The organism is Colwellia maritima (assembly GCF_022669015.1).
Lineage (GTDB): Bacteria > Pseudomonadota > Gammaproteobacteria > Enterobacterales > Alteromonadaceae > Colwellia > Colwellia maritima.
Genome location: NZ_JAKKSL010000003.1, coordinates 232,176 through 252,604, shown reverse-complemented (window position 1 = coordinate 252,604; position 20,429 = coordinate 232,176). Strand labels below are relative to the sequence as shown.

At 36.3% G+C, this 20,429-nt stretch carries 16 protein-coding genes and 1 pseudogene; 8 read left to right on the top strand and 9 right to left on the bottom strand.

Going from position 1 to position 20,429, the window contains the following annotated elements:
• Nucleotides 1-56 precede the first annotated feature (56 nt).
• From L3081_RS17060 to L3081_RS17045, 4 genes are all read left to right on the top strand, one after another.
• Nucleotides 57-1,949 (top strand): beta-ketoacyl synthase, encoded by a 1,893-nt coding sequence (locus tag L3081_RS17060; RefSeq protein ID WP_242287257.1) that lies wholly within the window; start codon nt 57-59, stop codon nt 1,947-1,949.
• 59 nt (nt 1,950-2,008) lie between these two features.
• Nucleotides 2,009-2,257 (top strand): DUF2164 domain-containing protein, encoded by a 249-nt coding sequence (locus L3081_RS17055; RefSeq protein ID WP_242287256.1) that lies wholly within the window; start codon nt 2,009-2,011, stop codon nt 2,255-2,257.
• Between the two features lie 191 nt (nt 2,258-2,448).
• Entirely contained in the window at nt 2,449-3,228 is a 780-nt protein-coding gene (locus L3081_RS17050; protein WP_242287255.1) for a hypothetical protein, read from the top strand.
• A gap of 103 nt (nt 3,229-3,331) precedes the next feature.
• Nucleotides 3,332-5,263, top strand: a complete 1,932-nt coding sequence (locus tag L3081_RS17045; RefSeq protein ID WP_242287254.1) for a DNA topoisomerase III — start codon at nt 3,332-3,334, stop codon at nt 5,261-5,263.
• Between the two features lie 17 nt (nt 5,264-5,280).
• Here L3081_RS17045 and L3081_RS17040 read toward each other — a convergent pair.
• Nucleotides 5,281-6,517: pseudogene (locus L3081_RS17040) on the bottom strand (TMEM143 family protein).
• 242 nt (nt 6,518-6,759) lie between these two features.
• On the opposite strand from L3081_RS17040, the gene L3081_RS17035 reads away from it, so the two are divergent.
• Nucleotides 6,760-10,335, top strand: a complete 3,576-nt coding sequence (locus L3081_RS17035; RefSeq protein ID WP_242287253.1) for a bifunctional diguanylate cyclase/phosphodiesterase — start codon at nt 6,760-6,762, stop codon at nt 10,333-10,335.
• A 56-nt stretch (nt 10,336-10,391) separates the two neighbouring features.
• Here L3081_RS17035 and L3081_RS17030 read toward each other — a convergent pair whose 3' ends face one another.
• The 6 genes from L3081_RS17030 to L3081_RS17005 form a co-directional block, all read right to left on the bottom strand.
• Nucleotides 10,392-10,694 (bottom strand): hypothetical protein, encoded by a 303-nt coding sequence (locus L3081_RS17030; RefSeq protein WP_242287252.1) that lies wholly within the window; start codon nt 10,692-10,694, stop codon nt 10,392-10,394.
• Nucleotides 10,695-10,794: 100 nt separating this feature from the next.
• Nucleotides 10,795-11,496, bottom strand: coding sequence for an SOS response-associated peptidase family protein (locus L3081_RS17025; RefSeq protein WP_242287251.1), 702 nt, complete (start codon nt 11,494-11,496; stop codon nt 10,795-10,797).
• A gap of 69 nt (nt 11,497-11,565) precedes the next feature.
• Complete coding sequence (locus L3081_RS17020) at nt 11,566-12,822, bottom strand: Y-family DNA polymerase (protein ID WP_242287250.1); 1,257 nt, start codon at nt 12,820-12,822, stop codon at nt 11,566-11,568.
• Nucleotides 12,810-13,223, bottom strand: coding sequence for a LexA family protein (locus L3081_RS17015; RefSeq protein ID WP_242287249.1), 414 nt, complete (start codon nt 13,221-13,223; stop codon nt 12,810-12,812). The genes L3081_RS17020 and L3081_RS17015 overlap by 13 nt, the downstream gene beginning before the upstream one ends.
• 536 nt (nt 13,224-13,759) lie before the next feature.
• Nucleotides 13,760-14,164, bottom strand: a complete 405-nt coding sequence (locus tag L3081_RS17010; RefSeq protein ID WP_242287248.1) for a tetratricopeptide repeat protein — start codon at nt 14,162-14,164, stop codon at nt 13,760-13,762.
• Nucleotides 14,133-15,794 carry a hypothetical protein gene (locus L3081_RS17005; protein ID WP_242287247.1) on the bottom strand — a complete coding sequence of 554 codons (1,662 nt, stop codon included), beginning with the start codon at nt 15,792-15,794 and terminating at the stop codon, nt 14,133-14,135. The genes L3081_RS17010 and L3081_RS17005 overlap by 32 nt, the downstream gene beginning before the upstream one ends.
• Nucleotides 15,795-16,114: 320 nt before the next feature.
• Between L3081_RS17005 and L3081_RS17000 the strand changes: the two genes are divergently transcribed.
• From L3081_RS17000 to L3081_RS16990, 3 genes are read left to right on the top strand one after another with little or no spacing between them, the layout of a single operon-like run.
• On the top strand, nt 16,115-17,065 hold the full coding sequence (locus tag L3081_RS17000) for a PKD domain-containing protein (protein ID WP_242287246.1): 951 nt from the start codon (nt 16,115-16,117) through the stop codon (nt 17,063-17,065).
• Nucleotides 17,058-17,618 (top strand): hypothetical protein, encoded by a 561-nt coding sequence (locus L3081_RS16995; RefSeq protein ID WP_242287245.1) that lies wholly within the window; start codon nt 17,058-17,060, stop codon nt 17,616-17,618. The genes L3081_RS17000 and L3081_RS16995 overlap by 8 nt, the downstream gene beginning before the upstream one ends.
• The gene (locus L3081_RS16990) at nt 17,605-18,045 is read left to right on the top strand and encodes a hypothetical protein (protein WP_242287244.1); all 441 of its coding nucleotides are present in this window, start codon (nt 17,605-17,607) and stop codon (nt 18,043-18,045) included. Before L3081_RS16995 ends, L3081_RS16990 begins: the two co-directional genes overlap by 14 nt.
• Nucleotides 18,046-18,231: 186 nt before the next feature.
• Here the strand turns inward: L3081_RS16990 and L3081_RS16985 are convergent, their stop codons facing one another.
• Together L3081_RS16985 and L3081_RS16980 are read right to left on the bottom strand one after the other, a co-directional pair.
• A complete protein-coding gene (locus tag L3081_RS16985) occupies nt 18,232-18,903 on the bottom strand; it encodes a transglutaminase-like domain-containing protein (RefSeq protein ID WP_242287243.1) in 672 nt (223 codons plus the stop codon).
• Between the two features lie 124 nt (nt 18,904-19,027).
• Nucleotides 19,028-20,203, bottom strand: coding sequence for a serine hydrolase domain-containing protein (locus L3081_RS16980; protein WP_242287242.1), 1,176 nt, complete (start codon nt 20,201-20,203; stop codon nt 19,028-19,030).
• Between the last annotated feature and the right edge of the window lie 226 nt (nt 20,204-20,429).

Sequence of the window (20,429 nt, the reverse complement as noted above, 5' to 3'; positions counted from 1 at the left end):
ATAAACTAGCGATATTAGAATTTGATAAATTGTTTATCGTTAAATTAGGTATTTAAATGAAAGCATTACCTGTAGTTATTGGCATGGGAGGCATTAACGCCTCCGGGCGTACATCATTTCATCAAGGTTTTCGCCGTATTGTTATTGATAAAATTAATGCAGAAGCGCGTGAAGAGACCTTTGTTGGCTTAGCTAGTTTAATGAAGCTAGTTTCGTCTCAGGAAGGTAAATTAGTTGATCAGCAAGGGAATACTATTGCAGCTAGTGAAGTGGAAGCTAAACTAGGACAACAGATCCTTGATGGTACATTGATACGTAAAATAGAAACAAATCACTTTGATCCCGATGCCACCCATTGGCATCAGAAAATGCATCTGCAACCTATCGATAAACATATCTCGTTTGAACTACGAGCTAAAGAACTACCGCGTCCATTACCTCATGCTTGGCAGGTTACTGATATTGGTGAAGGCAAAGTACAGGTTGAAATTCCTGAGCACTTAACCATTACTCACGATGCCTACCGCGATAACCCAATTAAAGCCGGACAAATGCCAACAGGTTTTGAGCCAAGCACCCTTTATAATAGTCGGTATCAACCACGGGGTTTACAAGCCACTATTTTTGCTGCTACCGATGCAATTCGCTCTACTGGTATAGAATGGGATGCGATTTTAGATAAAATTAGTCCAGATCAAGTCGGCACTTATTCAGCATCTGTCGTAGGACAAATGCAACAGGAAGGGCTTGGCGGGCTTTTGAAAAGCCGTTTGTCAGGTTCTCGAGTGAGTACAAAACAGTTAGCATTGGGGTTAAATACCATGTCTACTGATTTTATTAATGCTTATGTTACGGGTAATGTTGGTACCACCTTTTCTTCATCAGGCGCATGTGCCACTTTTCTTTATAATTTACGTTCTGCTGTTCAAGATATACAAGCAGGCAGAGTTCGTGTTGCTGTTGTCGGCAGTGCAGAAGCACCTATTACACCTGAAGTTATTGAAGGCTTTGGTAATATGAGTGCGTTAGCGAATGAAGAGGGATTAAAAAAATTAGACCGTAGTGATACAGCAGATCATCGCCGAACTAGTCGTCCGTTTGGTGAAAACTGTGGCTTTACTATTGGTGAAGGCGCTCAATTTGTTGTGTTAATGGATGATGCCCTTGTACTTGAAATGGGAGCCAAAGTTATGGCTTCTGTTGCTGATGTATTTGTGAATGCTGATGGATACAAAAAGTCTATTACCGCTCCTGGCCCTGGTAACTATATTACAATGGCTAAATCGGTTGCGTTAGCTCAAAATATCTTAGGAAAAGAATCATTAAAAGAGCGCAGCTTTATTTTGGCGCATGGTTCAAGCACCCCACAAAACCGTGTTACAGAATCGTTGATCTATGATCGTATCGCATCGAGTTTCGATATCACTAATTGGCCTGTTGCTGCGCCAAAAGCGTTTGTTGGACATACAATTGGCCCGGCAAGTGGTGATCAAATGGCGATGGCTTTGGGTATTTTTAATGACAATATTATGCCAGGCGTTACTACCATTGATAAAGTGGCTGATGATGTTCACAATGATCGTTTAAATATTGCGACAGAACATTGGCATTGTGGTGATATGGATGTTGCTTTTATTAATTCGAAAGGTTTTGGCGGTAATAACGCTACGGCTACGGTAATGTCACCTAAAATAACACTTGCGATGATGAGCAAACGCTATGGTGAACAGGCAATGGGTGAATACCAAGAAAAACTTTCTTTAGTTGAACAAGCACAAAATGTGTATCGTCAACGTGCAAATCATGGTGAGTTTGATCTTATTTATAAGTTTGGTGAAGGTTTGCTAGATGAAAACTTGATTGAGATTCATAGTGACGCTTTACGTTTTGCAGAGTTTAAACATAAAATTGCTTTACCTACAGAAAACCCTTTTGCTGATATGGTTTAATCAAATAGTAGGTGTGTGACTTGCTTGAAGGAAAATAACGTAATCAACTTGGTATAAGTATGTCTAAAATTGAATTTTCTAAAGAGCAACGCGATTGTATGGTTCAAAAACTACAAACCTATTTCGATAATGAATTAGAGCAAGAGCTTGAACAATTTGACGCGGAGTTTCTACTCGATTTCTTTTCTAAAGAGATAGGGGCCTATTTTTATAACCGTGGACTTCATGATGCTCGAGCAATTTTTGAATCGAGAATTGAGTCTATTGACGATGAAATTTATGCTAATGAAAAAGAAATTTTTAATTAGCTGAACCATTTCTTTTATTGCATTCTTTTGCGAAAAACACATATTTATAAGATATTGAACTTACTCGTTTATGCTGTGTCTATTTTGTATAAGTATTAAAAGGAGGGGACAAGATTTGTGCCGGTATTAATAATTAAAGGAAATGTTATTGAGCAACCAACGCTCGCGCCGCAAAGAAGAGCGTTTTTTCAATGGAAAAACATTTCTTAGTTGTTTCCGTATTAATACATGTTTTACTTGCCTTGTTGCTTTTTTTTATATCTGAGAAAGAGCAACCGAAACAAAAGAAAATCATCTCAAAAACGATTAAAAGCTATTTATACAAAACGCCACCCAAGCCTGTGGCTATTATTCCTAAGACAGTTAAAGAAAAACCTATCGCTGTAGATAAATTACCTGCCAAAATTAATGCTATACCTGTCATAGGTAAAGACGTAACGGTTGGCAGCGAAATTGCAACATCAACACCAAAATTAAAATCAAAGCCAAAACAATCAGTAACACAGCAATCAGAACAAGATTCATCTGATGTTAGGCAAGAAAAACATGATTTATTATCAGGTAATAAAGAACAAAAGATTATAAAGAAAACCATTACCGCAGGGTTTTCAAGTTACACACAGTTAGAAAATTTACGAAAATCGATTAAAGAAAAAGTAATGGCAGAAGGCGTTGCCACACATCAACAATTTCGATCGCCTTCAATTATGCATGGCGCTCAAATTCCTGTACCACACTCCAGTCAGCAGTTAACATTAGAACAAGTTCACGAAAAAAATACGCTGAAAATGTCGGGTGATATATCGATAACTAAAAATGATAACGGTACTTGTATCATTGAGAGAGAGCAATTCTTAGGAAGCCCAGTAGAAGGCTCTACCTCTGTTTTTTCTTGCGGGGAAAGTCAATTTGATAAAAGCTTTCGTGAACATATGCGCAAAGTACAGAATAAAATAATGCCTAAAAAATAACGAATAATAGTCAGTTATTTTCAGATAACGCAAAAGAGTACTGTACATAAAAACAGTTTTTGAGTTATATTTGCTGTATAACTTAATCTAATAGCGCTTTTAGTTGAAATTATATATTGCTGAAAAGCCCAGTTTAGGTCGGGCTATTGCTGCTGCACTTCCTAAACCTCACAAAAATCACAAAACACATATTGAAGTTGCTAATGGTGACGTTGTCAGTTGGTGTGTGGGGCATATTCTGGCGCAAGCCGATCCTCAAGATTATGATGAACGCTTTAAAAAGTGGTCTATGGAAACTCTGCCTATGTTACCTCAGCAATGGAAGTTAATACCCATTGCTCGTACTCGTGCTCAGTTAACGGTGTTACGTCATCTTGTTAAGCAAGCCGATACCATTATTCATGCGGGGGATCCAGATAGAGAAGGTCAATTGTTAGTTGACGAGGTTATTGATTATTTTAATGTTTCTACAGCTAAAAAAGCCAAAGTAAAAAGGCTGCTTATTAGTGATTTAAATTTACCCGCTGTTAAGCGTTCTCTTAACTCACTTAAAAACAATCAAGATTTTATGCCTTTGTCAATTTCAGCGTTAGCACGTTCAAGAGCTGACTGGCTTTATGGACTCAATTTAACTCGAGCATATACCTTACAAGGGCAGAAACAAGGATACAATAACGTACTGTCAGTAGGACGAGTACAAACACCGTTGTTAGGGTTGGTGGTAAGAAGGGAGCAAGCCATTGCTAATTTTATCTCTAAGCCATTTTATCAAGTGTTAGCTCATTTAAGTCTTAGTCAAAAGCAAGACAATGAAAACATGTGTTTTACTGCAAAATGGCAACCTAGCGAAGCTTGCCAACAATATTGCGATGAAGAAGGTCGTGTTTTAGTTAAAGGCTTGGCTGAGAATGTCGTTGCAAGAATTAATAATCAACCTGCGATTGTTGAAGACATAAGTATTGAACAAAAACAGCAAAACCTGAAATTTTTGGCATTTAATTTATCTAGTTTACAAATTTCAGCAGCTAAGCAATTTTCAATGAATGCCAAATTAGTACTTGATGTATGTCAGTCACTTTATGAAAAACATAAGCTGATCACTTATCCACGGTCAGATTGCCGTTATTTACCTAAAGAGCAATTGAAGCAAGCGCCGGCGATTATTAATATGTTGGCAGGCACTAAGCTACCCTGTCATGAGCAAGCAAAAAATGCCGATGCTTCTATTCGAAGCCATGTTTGGAATGATAAAAAAATCACAGCACATCATGCGATTATTCCCACCGAAAAGTCGCCGAATAACATCAATTTAAATTCGTTTGAAAAGAATATATATTTATTGATTACTCGCCAATATTTGGCACAATTTTATCCTGTTTATAAATATCAACAAACCAAATTGACAGTAAAAATTGCAGGAGGGTTATTCACTACAAATGCAAAGGTTGAGCAGCAAAAAGGTTGGAAAGTGCTTTTTCCGAGCAATGATAAAGCATCGCAACACGAGACTAATCAGCTGCCAGTATTAAAAAAAGGACAACACCTACATTGTAAACAAGGTGAATTAATTGAAAAGCATACATCGCCACCTGAGTCGTTTACTGATGCAACGCTGTTAGCCGCCATGACGGGCATTGCACGTTTTGTTAGCGATGAAAATATTCGCAAAGTGTTAAGATATACTGACGGCTTAGGTACTGACGCAACTCGGGCAGGAATTATAGATTTACTTTTTAAGCGTAACTTTTTACAACGACAAGGAAAAAAAATAGTAGCCACTGATATTGGCGTAGCACTGATTAATGCATTACCTGTTAAGGCAACTTTGCCTGATATGACAGCTCAATGGGAATCGGTATTAACCGCTATTGCAGAAAAAAATGCTAATTATGTCAGTTTTATGGACCCTCTCATTAGTACTATCACTGATATGGTAACAGAGGCTAGCCAACAGCCTTTTTCAGGTTTGCCCAAGGTGGCTTTTAAGCCAAAAAGGGCGAGAAGGGCAAAGAAAAAAATGACTAGCAATACATAAAAATAACATTGATACACTTATTGGTTGTAATCAAATATAGAGTCCCATCGCTTATCTAAGTGCTTTTTTGCTTGAACCAATGAAAGTGCTTGATAAGTTTCCCCCTCTGAAATTACTAATTGCATGCGCTCAAGTTTGTCTAGTGCATCTGATATTTCAAAATCAAGCTGACAGTTGTACTTACTTAAAAACCAAGCCTCAATTTTGTTATCTAAAGCGGCTTTACTTAGTCCTTGCTTATTTTTAAGTAAGAAGGTGTAAGCTAATAAGGCTTCTTTGAAATCTTCATCTTCGGCCGCATCAATTAAGGTATGAAAAACGCCGGATTGTTATCTAAATTTTTAAAATATAGATTATCTGACAACGCTTTCATAAACTTAATTTTTCTATTTTTAAATTTACTCCATTCTTTAAAAATAAAACCAGAAAAAACAGCCATACCTAAGCCAAGAGAAATAAAATGTTGTTGTGTCATCGCCACCGAGTCAGATCGTAAACCAAGCCAAAAGGCAAATAATGCCGATAGTATTAAAATAGACGCGCCTAGTTTCGTTACTAATACCACGGTACCGCCCACCATAGCGGAAGCCCCAATAATTACCTTGTCAATTGGCCGCATTCTTACTTCGCTGTTAGGGAATAACATCTCTAAATCGGCTTTTGGTACATTTTGAAATAATTTTATTATGGTAGAGCTTGGTTCATAACCCAGTGTTGATTTCTTTTTTTAGCATAATACGCTTTATCTTTAAAAGTAATATATACGGCAACACGATCATAATTCGTAAAATTGATTGTTTGTTTACGTAATCCCCACAGTGAAGTCACGGTTTCACTTAATTGCGACTCACCTCGGCGATAAAAAACCATTTGCTCAAAATCATCAAATTCCACTTCAAGCCTCACTTTAAATAATGATTCTTCGGTGAGTGCTTCTTGTAAGTCTTGGTTGGTAACTTTTTCAAAATTAGCCGCGTTTAAAATTTGAGAAAAATTTTCAGTGAAGGCTGTTTGACATTGCTCACGCTCAGCTAAGCTAAGTTGTTTTAACTGCTTTGTATCCGTATTTGGATCAAAGGGAGCGTAATTATTTTTTAATGACTCCAGTAATTCGTGATAGTCATAATGAATAACACTGGAAAGTAGTTGGCAGAATTGTTCAAAAGACAGTACCGAGTCTTCATCGGCCAACTCCTGAGTGCACATTTTTACAATATCTTGTTTTCTATAGGGGATAAAACGTTCTGCGGCCATAATATAGGGTAATTTGAAATCAGTTAATAAAGGAATAAAATAATTAATGGCAAAAGTCATTAAGGTTGAAACATTAGTTTAAGGTAAATGGCCATATAACGAAATATAAAGCTGATGCCTTTAACAGGTATTATGATATAAAATGACAACATTACTGCTTTTATTACTGCTTTTTAGTAGATTTTCGTGAAAAATAACAGTTTTTTGGTGGAAGTATTGACAATATACATCATAATCAGGGGATGAAATTTAAAAATCCCAATATCCCCTTTTCTTTAACACTTGAAGCATCAGGGTTACTATTTAATACGATATTCAATCAACAGTTTCAGTTTATGGCGATACTTAACGCTGAAGGCGTAGTGATTGAAGTTAATGACACTGCCCTCGAATCTCAAGGAGTAAATCGGAATGATTATGTCGGTAAGCTTTTTTGGGAAACAACTACATGGAAAAATTTACCTGAGTCGGAAAGTATATGGAAGCAACGGTTAACTGAAGCGGCGACAAAAAAAACAACGATTTTAAACGATGACGCTTTTCAAGTAAAAGATGGCGCTATTTATTATCCTAGATCATCAACCATAGCAATTTTTAAGCCTGAAAGTGATCATGTTTATGGCTTTATCATTCAAGCAGTTGACACAACAAAACGTCGATTAGTCGAAAAAAAGATACGTGAAAATGATGCAAGGTTGAGCTTTGTTCTTGATCATAGTCATATTGGAAATTGGGATCTTGATTTAATAAACAACACGTCTGTTCGCTCATTAAAGCACGACCAAATCTTTGGGTATGACTCAAAATTACCAGAATGGAATTATGATCTGTTTCTAAGCCATGTCATTCCTGAAGATAAAGAAGCTGTAGATAAGAAGTATCAATATGCCATTAACCATAAAATTGATTGGATCTTTGAATGTAGAATAAGAAGAACGGATGGGGAGATTCGTTGGATTTTAGTCTCAGGTGGCTTCGCATACGCCGAAACCGGCGAAGTAAACTTAATGTGTGGGATAGTTCAAGATGTAACGATATTAAAAGAACTTGAGTTAAATGATATACGTCACCATGATGAACTTAAAAGCTTATTTAAAGCATTGCCTGACACTTATTTTCGCATGAAGTCCGACGGCACCATTTTAGATTGCATCACTCAGAACCCAATCTTGTTGTATAAGCCACCGCAAAGTTTTATTGGTAAACGTATGCAAGATGTTTTAGGTGGTAGTGTTGGCGAGTTATTTCAACTAAAAATTGATAAAATTAATAAATTACAAACCCCGCTTGCTTTTAATTATGAATTAATAATAAACAACCAATTGGCTCACTTTGATGCTCGCTTGAATAAAATAGCCATCAATGATCAATTAATTTGTGTTGTGCGTGACATTTCAGAGCAAGTATACCTTAGTAATATATTAGAACAATCTCAAGCGGTAGCGAAGTTAGGTAGTTGGGTACAAACAGTTAATGTTGAAGCGATATTTTGGACTAATGAAGTTTATAGTATTTTTGAATATGACAAAAAAGAAACAATAACATTTGAACTTTTCTTTGAACGAATTCACCCCGATGACAGGGATGATCTTTTTAAGTGTTTAAATTTTAGTATCGAAAAACACACACCTTTTCAAAGCGAATACAGACTGTTATTACCAGACGGACGTTTAAAGTATGTGCTAGATAATGCTGAGCATATTTATGATGATAATAATCAACATATTCAGAGTATAGGTACCATACAAGATATTACTCAACAAAAGGATAATTCCGAAAAACACCAAATCTCTTTTAAAGTATTTAATGATACGCATGAAGGTATTTTAATCACTAACGCGCAACAAATTATAGTTGAAGTAAACCCAAGATTCACTGACATAACGGGCTATAGTCATGAAGAGATTATTGGGCAACATTTAAACATATTAAATTCGGGTAAACAAAGCGAAGAATTTTATGAACAAATTTGGCAATCAATTGCAGCATGTGGCTTTTGGCAAGGCGAATTATGGAATAGAACAAAGCAAGGGGAACTTTATGCTGAGTTGCTCAACATTTCATCGGTGAAAAATGATTTTGATGAAGTAACGCATTTTGTTGGTGTGTTTTCAGATATTACGCAAGGTAAAAAACAATTAGAAAAACTTAACCAGATGGCACATTATGATGAACTTACTAAGCTACCTAATAGAGCCTTGTTTGTTGATCGCTTTCAACAATCTATTGCTCATAGTGAACGTACAGGTCACCAACTTGCCGTGTGCTTTCTTGATTTAGACAATTTTAAACCAATTAATGATAATCATGGTCATGAAGCAGGTGATTTGTTACTGGTTGAAGTAGCTAACCGCATTAAAACGTGTATTAGAAACGAAGACACTGTTTCACGTCAAGGCGGTGATGAGTTTGCCATTTTACTAAATGACATTAAAAGTACGTCACAATATGAAAAAATGATGTGTCGTATTCATAAAATACTGTCGTTACCCTATTTCATTGACGATGTTGAACTTCATATTACCGCTTCTAGCGGGGTAACATTATACCCATCAGATACCGGTGATATTGATACGTTACTGCGTCATGCAGACCACGCTATGTATCAATCTAAATTGAATGGCAAAAACTGTTTTCACTTATATAGCCCGGCTTCAGACCAACGTATTATTCAAAAAAATCTGTTAGTAGATGAAGTAAAACAGGCCCTAGAAAATAATGAATTGGAATTGTACTTTCAGCCAAAAGTAAACATGGCCACAGGCGAAGTGTTTGGTGCTGAGGCATTAATTCGTTGGAATCATCCACAAAAAGGGATTATTCCGCCATTAGATTTTTTGCCTTTAATTGATAATACGCCATTAGATATTGAGGTAGGTGAATGGGTTATTAAAAATTCATTACAACAAATAGATGAATGGTTAAAGCAGGGATTAACGCTTGAGTTGAGTATTAATATCTCCTCAAATCATTTGTTGTCATCCTCCTTTGTTAAAGAACTTGAAAAGTCGTTAGCTCAATACCCGCTACACTATTCGCAGTATTTACAACTAGAGATTCTGGAAAGCTCTGTATTTGGAGATATTCAAACACTGACCCATATTATTGAATCTTGTCAAAATAAACTCGGCGTAGCGTTTTCACTTGATGATTTTGGTACGGGTTATTCATCTTTAACGCATTTACGTCGATTACCGGTAAATACAATTAAGATCGATCGAAGTTTTGTTCGCGATATACTAGATGACCCTAGTGACTTTGCAATCATTGAAGGTGTTATTGCCTTAACTAGGTCATTTAGCCGTCATGTTATTGCTGAAGGTGTAGAAACAACCAATCATGGTCTTATGTTATTGTTAATGGGGTGCGAATCAGCCCAAGGTTATCAAATAGCCAAACCAATGCCAAATGATGCTTTTATAACCTGGTTAAGCGATTACACTCCCAATGAAAAATGGCTGAGTTTGAAATCAAAAAACCTAAATAAAAAGCAGAATCATTTAGCGGTATTTAAATTAATATGCCTACATACCTTTGAAAAAATTCGACAGTTAACTTTATCTTCAACGGATGATAGCCAGTGGCCAATTTTAGGTGATCAAGCTAACCATTGTAAAAATTGGATTTGCCGACAAAAGAAAGAAAGAATGTTTAAAGCTGACGATATTGATAATTTGGAAGCAATGTATAATAAAGCAGACGGTATTATTCAATTAATACGAGGTAAATTCCAAGACGGAGATGTTGATGGTGCACGCATATTATTGCCTGATCTCGACTCAGCATCTTGCGCTATAACTGCGGCAATTATAGATTAATACCCGTGTCATTAAAGCCGCACATAAAATACGTTATTGTGAATTCAAAGGGGAATTTATAAAGAATATTTTAGCCAGAGTTTATAAAAAACAGCATTACAGGTTGCATTGTCATCCATCGTGCCATCTCTATCACAATCTGACCCCGTTAATACTTTAACTACTTGTTGTCCGTATTCATTAATGTCTGCCTTCGATGGTGCAACAGTAATTGATACTTTGGGTGATTTATCAATAAATTCTGCTACGTCTTTGTAGCTTGTAAATTCTTTTTTAGAGATTAAATGGCTTATGTCTCGTGTTTTTGGTTTTTCTGCAATGACATAACATGAATGGCTAGCTAAAACACATACTAGCAAGAACAATAACCCCTTCACACGCAAAACCTCTATATTGATTAACCTGTTTTAATTATACAAGTGGCAACTGTCAAGGAACAAGCACTAATCTTATTTCTCCCTAAGTTAAGTTATCCAATGTGATTAATTCAGGTTTGCTAATTGGGTTGTGTGTCATGGGTTTATCTATCTGCTGAGCTATTAAGTTTTGTGGGATATGTGGTCGCAGTAGTGGTGTAAATTGTTCAATATCGGTTAATGCCACATCAAGCCAATTATTAATGATAGTTTCATCTTGCGGCAGTATCAGCGGCATGGCTTTACTATGAATATGTGTTAGTTTTTCATGGGGTGGTAAAGTGATGACCGAGCAGGACGTTTTTATTTCGCCTGTGTGGTTATTAACCCAGTCTCGACATAAACCACCCGGCAACAAACCACCATTTTGCGCTGCTATGTCAAAATAATGTACGGGCTTTTTGTTTTTAAATTCAGTTTCACCAAAACCTTTTACTGCAATAACGCAGCGTGAGTGTCGGTAGGCTTGATAACCAAGACTTCTAGGTGTATTTAATTTATCGTATCGGGTATTAAATGACGTGTATTTTGAGGGGGTAAAACCGGTTGTTGTTTGATCAATTAACAACCACCAAATTGCATTTTCAACAATACGCTTATTACCTTTTTCTCTCACAATAGAAACGGTATCAGCCGCTTTCACAAACCGTTTATCAATGGGTTTATCATTGACTTTATTAATTTTTAAACTGGTATAAAGTTTTTTTACACCACTATCAAAAGTAGCGTTGAATCTACCGCACATAATAAACCTTTTTTAATCTTTGCTGATAGCTGATTTTAGTTATTTACTGAGTTGAATTATTGATTGAGTTTAGCAGTTTATTTTAGGTATGTGTCGCCAATTTGTGGTGAATTGTGGGCTAAGAAAATTGCGCTTCATATTCCACTTTTCTTTTTGTCCTGCACTGGCAATATTAATACAACCATCACCATAGCGTTTATTGATGCTGTCAAAACATTGCATTAAGGTCGGATTACTTTGATCAACATTGAATAAATCACCTTGCTTAAATTGGTTACTTGCTAACTCGATAGCACCTACACCACAACGATAAAAGTTAACACCTGATTGATATATTTGCGGTAACACCAGTGAAACCGCTTGTGCTAGTTGGGTGGTGTTATCTGTAGGTATTGCAAACGAGTAAACAATAGCTTGTTTATAATAGTAGTCATCATGAGGGGAATTTGAAGCAAACACCATGAGTTTTTTAACTTGTGATGATTGGCGGCGCAGTTTTTTAGCAACGATACTGGCATGGCTTGCTAATGCTGCATGAAGTAGATGGTGATCGTTTATACGTAGTCCAAAGCTTCGAGTTGAAAATATGGCTTGTTTGGGCTGTTTTACATCATCCCATGATAAACAGCTAATGCCATTTAATTCATTTACGGTGCGCTCAGTTACAACACTATATTGTTGTCGAATATCTTTAGGGTTTTGTTTAGCTAAATCAAAGGCGGTATGAATATTTTGTACCGCGAGCTTTTTCGTTATTCTACTACCAATTCCCCATACGTCTGAGGTATTCATACGCTGTAAAATAGGGGCCGCACTTTTAATCGAATCAATAACAGCTACGCCATCAAAGCCATCAAGCTTTTTAGATGCATGGTTTGCTGCTTTGGCTAAGGTTGCGGTAATGCCAAAACCGACACCAACAGGTAAGCGCGTTTCTTTCCATATTGCTTTGCGTATTTGGTGACCATAGTCAAACCAACTGTTAATCGCTTTATGAAAATTATTAAAGTATAAGAAAGATTCATCAATAGAGTAAATGTGTTGGTTATCACAATATCGACTGATTACAGTCATCATGCGCTCTGATAAATCAGCATATAATTCATAGTTTGATGAACGAATAACAACACCATGTTTATGCAGTAAATCTTTAATTTGAAAATAAGGCGTAAATTTAGGAATACCAAGTCGTTTGGCAATAGGGCAAACGGCACAAATACAACCATCGTTATTGGTTAAAACAACAACGGGCTTATTACGAATGCTTGGGTCAAATACCTTTTCGGCCGATGCATAAAATGAAGTAGCATCAACTAAGCCATACATGCTTTTAACTCGGGTGCCTGGTGATGTAGTCTAATTGAACGAGTAACAATCCCTTCTAATTGAAAATCATCCTCAGGTGAAATTATCACAGGTTGATGGTGTTTAGATGCTGACAGTAATCGTGCTTGTTGTTTATCAATAATCTTACAAACGAAGCAACCATTATAATTGGCCACAATAACATCACCGTTTCGGGCGCTGAGTGATCGATCAACAATTAATAAATCACCATCAAATATACCCACACCTTGCATTGAACTACCAGAGGCTTGCCCAATAAATGTAGCATTAGGGTGGCGGATCAGCAGTGTATCTAACGATAATCCCAGTTCTTTGTATTCTGCTGCGGGAGATTCAAAACCTGAAATACCCGCCTCGATGTATATTGGAATAACTTTCATAACTCTCAATTTTATACTGTTTATTTGTACAGTATAAATTAAATATTGAAATATAAAAGTAGAAGTGAATTTTTAGTGGTATTAATTTTAATCACTATAAAGTTTACCTAACCTAAGCTCGGTTTAAGATATGGTTAACTTTTTGAAAATTATAGATTAAAATTTCTATTTGCTTCTGGTTTGATAGTTTTACTACTTTAGTCCGCAAAATAAGCAAGGCAAATTTACGCGTCAATAGGGAGCTATTGCAAGTGAATTTAACGCCGAAGTTAGTAAAAATAGCTGCTAGAAGAACATTTATTAAGCCGATCTGAGGTTACCTAGTGTATTTCTAGTATGTGCGAATGTATTACTCATATAAAAAGGCAAAAAAAATGCACCTATAAAAATAGGTGCATAAAACATGAAACACTAAGGGAATAACATTACTATTAGTAAGAGTGTGCTTTTCAAAATAAGTTCAATTTACTTGTAAAAAATAAATATTACTTGGCTGTGAGGTAGGAGGTGAAGATCAATTATTGAACTACTATCCGTTATTGCCAATCAGGAAGTTGTAGATAGACAGGGCAGCGAGTACTTGCCAAGTGTTTATATTCATCAGTGTGGACTTTTTCGCCTAGGTAATAAAAACTTAACGCAATACGAGCAATGGTTGAGCTATCGAGAGTGTTATGTTGCTTCGCAAGTGACAGTAGTATTGTATTTACAGACTCATTTAAGGGGTATTGCTTGTTATCTAATATATGTTGTTTTATTTGGTAATATAACCTGAAGGCCTGATGCGATAGGTTTTGATTTCCTCGAGCATATTCCCTATCTATAATTTGTAATGCTTTTTCATAAGTTTGGATTGAAAGTTCTATGTCTCCATTGAAGTGATATGCATCTGCTAGTGCCCCCCACATTTCATGAATACTTGATTCTCCAAAGATTAGCAATGGATTTAAGGCGATAATCTATTGCAGCCTGAAAATCGTTAGCATAGTAATGCAGCATACTCATTTTTTCCAAACCTAAATAAGAGTCAGGTTGCTTTAGCAGTATTTGCTGTACATATGCTTTGGTAGGCTCTATATCACCGATACAAAAACTTAAGGTAGCCATATTTGATAAAACAAGATCATTGGGGTTAAGGTTTGCTGCAACAGATGTTGCCTCAATTGCAGCTCGTTGATGTCCTAGAGTCCATTCTACTAATCCTAAAATAAAATAACTTTTCCATAAATTAGGTGCTAATAAGGAGGCTTGTTGTAATGACTTTTTAGCAAGTTCTAATTGCTTGTTGCTTTCCCCCGTTTGTCGAAATAGCTCTAAAAGTATATTACCTTTTTCGATAAGTAGATCTACACTTTCAGGCATTTGATTTAATTGTTGCTCAACATATGTATAGGCTTGAGTTAATCGCCCCGTTCTACGTAATAAAAAGCTATTTGCGGTTGCAACTATTGAGTTTTCTTCACCTTGTTTTGCCTCTTCACAATGTTGGCTAGCACGCGTGAGTAATGTTTTTTCATCACCAGTCCAACTTTCATATAAGTAGGTTAGGCAAATCCCGCCTTTAGCCAGTGATAATGTTTCATTAATGTCTTTTGCTAAAAGAAACTTACTTTGTGCTTGTTTTATTTTGTTGAAATCACTTGATTCGTCTAAGAGTGACAAACCTTCACCAATGAGTGTTAAATACTCTAAACTGGGTAGTGTTTCATTAGGTAGTTGAGTATAGCCCTTTTGAATAAACGTATTAAGAGTATGAGCAAGTTGTTTTGTATATTCCTCTCCCAATGATAACCACTCTGATTTTGTCAGTAACTTTCTGGCTAAAATCACCTTGTTTGGATATTTAAGAATAGATGACTCTACTAGCCAGAATCGTCCCAACTTAAATAATTGCATGTTGATAATCATATCTACTTGGCTTGAGCGTTCAATATTTTCTGTTTGTATGCTGTTTTCGTCTAGTTTGTATATTCTAGGCACCACGTTAAAATCTTTTTTCAGCAATGCCTTAAGTTTCTCGGCCGTGGATTCTATTGATGGCGAAGATCTAAGCGCCAATGAATACTTATTAGTGGGGGTACCTAACGAAGGAATTAATGTTTGAAGTTTTATTAAGGTATTTTCATTAGACACTTTTTTTATTTGCATAATAAAGAAAATACTTGCGCAGAAAACTAGCAAAGCGATGGTTATGGATGAGTATTTCCAATACTGGGTATATGTTGGTTTGTTGGTTGTTACCTTAAGAATATCATGGCTATTGTCTTCATTGTCTTCCTTATCAGATGTCATACTAGGAGCTTGAAAATTGTCATTGGTAAGATAGAGGGTGTAAGCTTCAACACCTAATACATTGGCTACACGTTCTAAAGTATGTGGGGATACAGACACTTCCCTGAATACTCTATTGACAATATCCTTGGGTATTGAGTCAGTGCCTTCAATTTCTGCTATGTGTTTTGCTAAAGCTGCTTGCGTTGTAAAACCTGCATTAATAAGTGCTTTTTCAAGTTTTACTCGAGATGCTTTTACACCGCGTTTTCGACGTTTGACTGCTGTTTTATCTGTCATGGTAGTCCTTATACTCAAGCATTTTTTTTGTTGTTGGCTCCTTTTAATTAGGCAACAAATAAATAGTAACTAATTATCATTCATCTTAACACCTCTTAAGTGGCTTTAATTGTCGATAAGTGTCGATAAGTGTCGATGTAATAATGCAACTATTCTGGTAGTGTTTAATGGTTTGATTAAAAGAAAATAATAATAAATACGGGCAGAAATTTTGCTTTACAGAAACATCTCGTTGACTTTTTTTGGGGATGGTTGGCACAGATAAGTTTATTTTTATTACTTTATTAAAATGTTGAATAGATACAATGCTAGGAGCACACATGAATAAATTCAAAAGCGTATTATTGTTAACTTGCCTTTTTATTTTATCTGCCTGCGGAGGAGGAAGTGGTGGAAATGACGGGGATGGAGGAGGTGACCCATCTACGCCTGCAACCAATACACCTCCCACTATTAATGTTGGCGTAGATCAAACAGTAGATGAGGGCAGTACGGTGCAATTGTCTGGAAGTGGCAATGATATTGAAGGTTCAGTAAGTTATTTATGGCAGCAGATATCGGGCACAACAGTGCAGTTATCTGCTACGGAAATTAGCAGCCCAACATTTATTGCTCTCCAAGTTGAAAATACAGAAGCATTAGAGTTTAGCCTCACAGTAACTGACAATGATGGCGCTAGTGTTACTGATACCGTTAAGATCACGATAAACAATAGTGGTAGCACTGCGGGAGGCACAGAAACTCTTTTATTTTATACACATGGTTTAAGCTCGGTAGACCCATCCAGTCCTAATTCACCAACTCTCATTGAGGCCACTGAAAACCTTGTTACAGACTTGTTATTTGGTATTACCTTACCAACACAACGCGAAAGTTTAGTAAGGTCAGGAGTGTACAACGGAACCACTAAAATTATCAGTAATGTGAATAACTACGCCGTTGTTTACCCAAAAACTGATGGAAAATTATATAAAACGAGTGCATTAAAAAGTGGCTCTCATACACCAGTTCAGATTTCTAATGAAAGTTTAGCGCATCAAGTGTGTGATTTGGTTGATGGTGGGGTTATATCAGACTTTGCCAATGTAGAAAACTCACAATATGTTTATCGTTTGTCGGGTATAGATGAGGTATGTGATACTACTGACGATATTTGGAAAATGGTTACTGTTGGCATGGACGCCACTCAATCACCTATTATCGCTAAAGCACCAGTAATTAATATTACTGATGAAAATACAGGGGCAATTTCAGGTCCGGTTAGTGGTTGATAATGGCGCATTACAACGCTGTGATACTGACTTTACCAATTGTAGTTTTATTGTAGCGGTTAGCGATTACGCTAATTATAAACTAAAAGTGGCAGACAATTTTTATCTACTCGAAATAGATAACCAATTATTTTCATACAATATTAGCAGTGGTACGTTATCTTTCGCTATTTTTACTATCGCAAATGGCACTCATATTACGGTTGCTGCAAGTGACAGTAGCATGGTTTATTTTGGCCAAGGTAACACACTTTATCAATTTCCTGCTGACGGCACTAGCGTGGCAACAGTATTAACAAGTGAAACTGATGACATCCAAATTGTTACACCGAGTGTTTCTAATGTTATATATCAAGTTGGGGTTAATGGCTCAGGAAAAGAAGTGAAATCAATTCCAAAAACTGGCGGCACAGCAATAAGCCTTGCTGCTGCAACTAGTGACAATGACATTGTGCTAATGGAAGTTAATAATACTTACATTTACTACAATATTAGGAATATGGCAGTGAACCAAGGTCAAATGAGTATAATCCCCATTCTTGCCTGTAGTTAATGAAACGGGTGGTAGTAAAGAAGAAACACCGACTGCTGCATGGATTGGCGCTGCTTGGGATACCAGTTTCGACACTAGCACTACTAATTCTTACGATAATAGTAAAACAGTTTTGCTTGCCGAAGGTTTTAATCTTGTTAATACGGCGGGTGGCTTTGCAGGTGCTAAGGTAACATCTGTAGATGCAATTTCGGCTGTACCAGGTTCTGTACTTGGTACATTTGAGGTTTCAAGTAATTTAACAAATATATACTGCTTAGGTTTTGGGGCTAATGTACTGTGCATTGTTTCACATACAATAGACCCTGTACCACAACTACCAGAATTACCTGAACAAACAGAGATCTATTTTTTAAATACTACAACAGCAAATAGCTTAACACGTGTTACCAATTCAGATAATGAAAATGAACTGATTATGCCTTAATGGATATTTCTAAAATTTTTTTTCACACTAGCAACTTACCGGTGATAGGGTAGTTGCTAGTTTTTATGGAGCAGCAAAATAACTACCGAGCATGAAGTTTTTACTTCAGAAGCTGAGGGGGAGACAAAAACCAGTAAAAACACCTTTATTTAACAATGAGTTAAAAGATTTTGAACCGAGTTGATGTTAGTTAGCTGAAGCGTCATCTTCAAATTGACCATCTATATTAAACTCCGCTTCCGGTTCAAACAGTGCAGTAAACATTGGATAGTCCTTTTTATATGCTTCATAGATCTTTTGAAAAGGTAGATCGTCAAAATAGCCATGCTCTGTCAGATATTCCATGTGCTTATTGCCAGAGCGGTCAAACTCATGAAACACGGAATCATTCATACCGTCGAATTCTAGAGGTTTGATACTTGCTTTATCACATAATAATTTATTAAATGCGGGAGTTGCTTTAACCCACTTATTATTAAGGTAAAACTCGGTATAACCATGCCAAGAAAAAATGTCAGATTGCATCATTTTTTTTAGCTTTTCTGAACTAAGGTGATTTTTTACATCAGCAAAACCCAAGCGGGTAGGAATTCCCACTGCACGCCCTGCCGCAGCAAGTAAAACCGCTTTAGATACACAGTAACCATATCCTTGAGCAAGAACAGTACTGGCTTTCATTCCTTTGGGCGTAAACTGAATATGGTACGGGTCATAACGAAAACCATCACGCACAGCATAATAAAGCTTAATCGCTTGTTCTTTTGGATCTGTGCTATTGCCAATAACTTCTTTAACAAAATTAATAACTGCGCTATTTTCTGAATCTATAAAGTTAGTCGGCTGTAAGTTTATTTTCATTGTTGTAACCTAATTAATACTTTTATTTTGTGTTTAGTAATAAAGCGGGCGCCCACATGAATATACATACTATTCATAAATGCCATAGATCCATTGATACCTCATACATACAATATTCACTTGATTATGGGGTTGAAAATTTATGGGTTTGTGACCAAAACTCACTAGAGATTTGATTAATAACATTAGCTTCAGCATTGATAAGTATGGCAAAACCTACATCTAATCCAGGTGAGTAGCCAATATCAGCTCGAAAACCTTCTACCCAACCTGAATGATAGATAATTTTCTGCTCCTGAAGTTGATAAATACGCCACCCGTAACCGTAATGTGCATCGGTTAAATGCTCTCGCCAATATTTTCTCCGTAAATCTTTTTTAGTTTTTATTCTTGGTGTTGTCACTTCACTTAACAGTGCAGGCGATAAAACATCTGGATTATGACCTAAATTTGCAATTAGCCATTTTGATAAATCGGAAATACTTGAATTAACACCTGCAGCAGGCGCCACTTTATAAAAATCAGGCTCTACATCTACAGCGCGCCAAATATATTGCTTTAGTCTTTTACCTTCTTTGTCTCTCTTGTTAGTTAAAATGGTTTTTCTTAAAACATGAGGTTTAGCTGTGTTGGTGTGTTGTTGAAATGCCTTAAGGCCAATGGAGCTGTCATCCATTTTTAAAGGCGAAAATAGTCTTTCTGTCAGTAAAGTGGAATAACTTTTATTTTGGCTAGTTTCAATGGCCGGTTGCAATAATCCGAAAGTGATATTTTGATAGCCGTAACACTTTTCGGGTTGGCAAATAGGAGTAATACGATCAAAGCGACCAATAATTTTATCCATACTCCAGTTTTCATGCAGTAAATTATCATAAGCATTAGGCATTAAACCACTGGAATGGCTAAGGATATGCTTCAATTGAATTTTTTCAGCAGCACCTTCTTTAGCCAAAGCAAAGTCGGGTACATATTTAGTGATTGAGTCTGATAAGTTAAGCACATGTTCTTGTGCTAGCATTGTAGTAATGGTGGAAGCAAAGGTTTTAGATACAGAAGCTAAACGAAATACCGTATTACTATCAACAGTTTGGCGTTTTGTTTTATCAGTGTGGCCAAACGTTTCTAAGGAAACTATCTTATTGTTTTTTACAATGACATAAGCGCCACCAGGAATATCGTATTTTTTGAGTTGTTTGGCAACATGTATCGAGAATTCGAGATTAAACGTCTCAAGCGTATCAGCATAAGACCACGGTATAAAAAGCGTTAACAAAAAAAGACAATATACTCGAATCAACACAGACCCCCTTTAATAAAAAGCAATCGAGTCTAGCTAATTTATTGCTAAATAAATAGTAAAAAACGCATTAATGCCATTAAAAAAATTGTTACCTCTTTTTGGAATAAATAGTGCCGACTACCAGAGTCGCACCGGCGAGCTATTGATTACAAGGTAGCTGCTTAGTATTTATGTAACCACTAATTATGCAATTTAACTGTATGAATAAATTACTAAAGTACAAAAA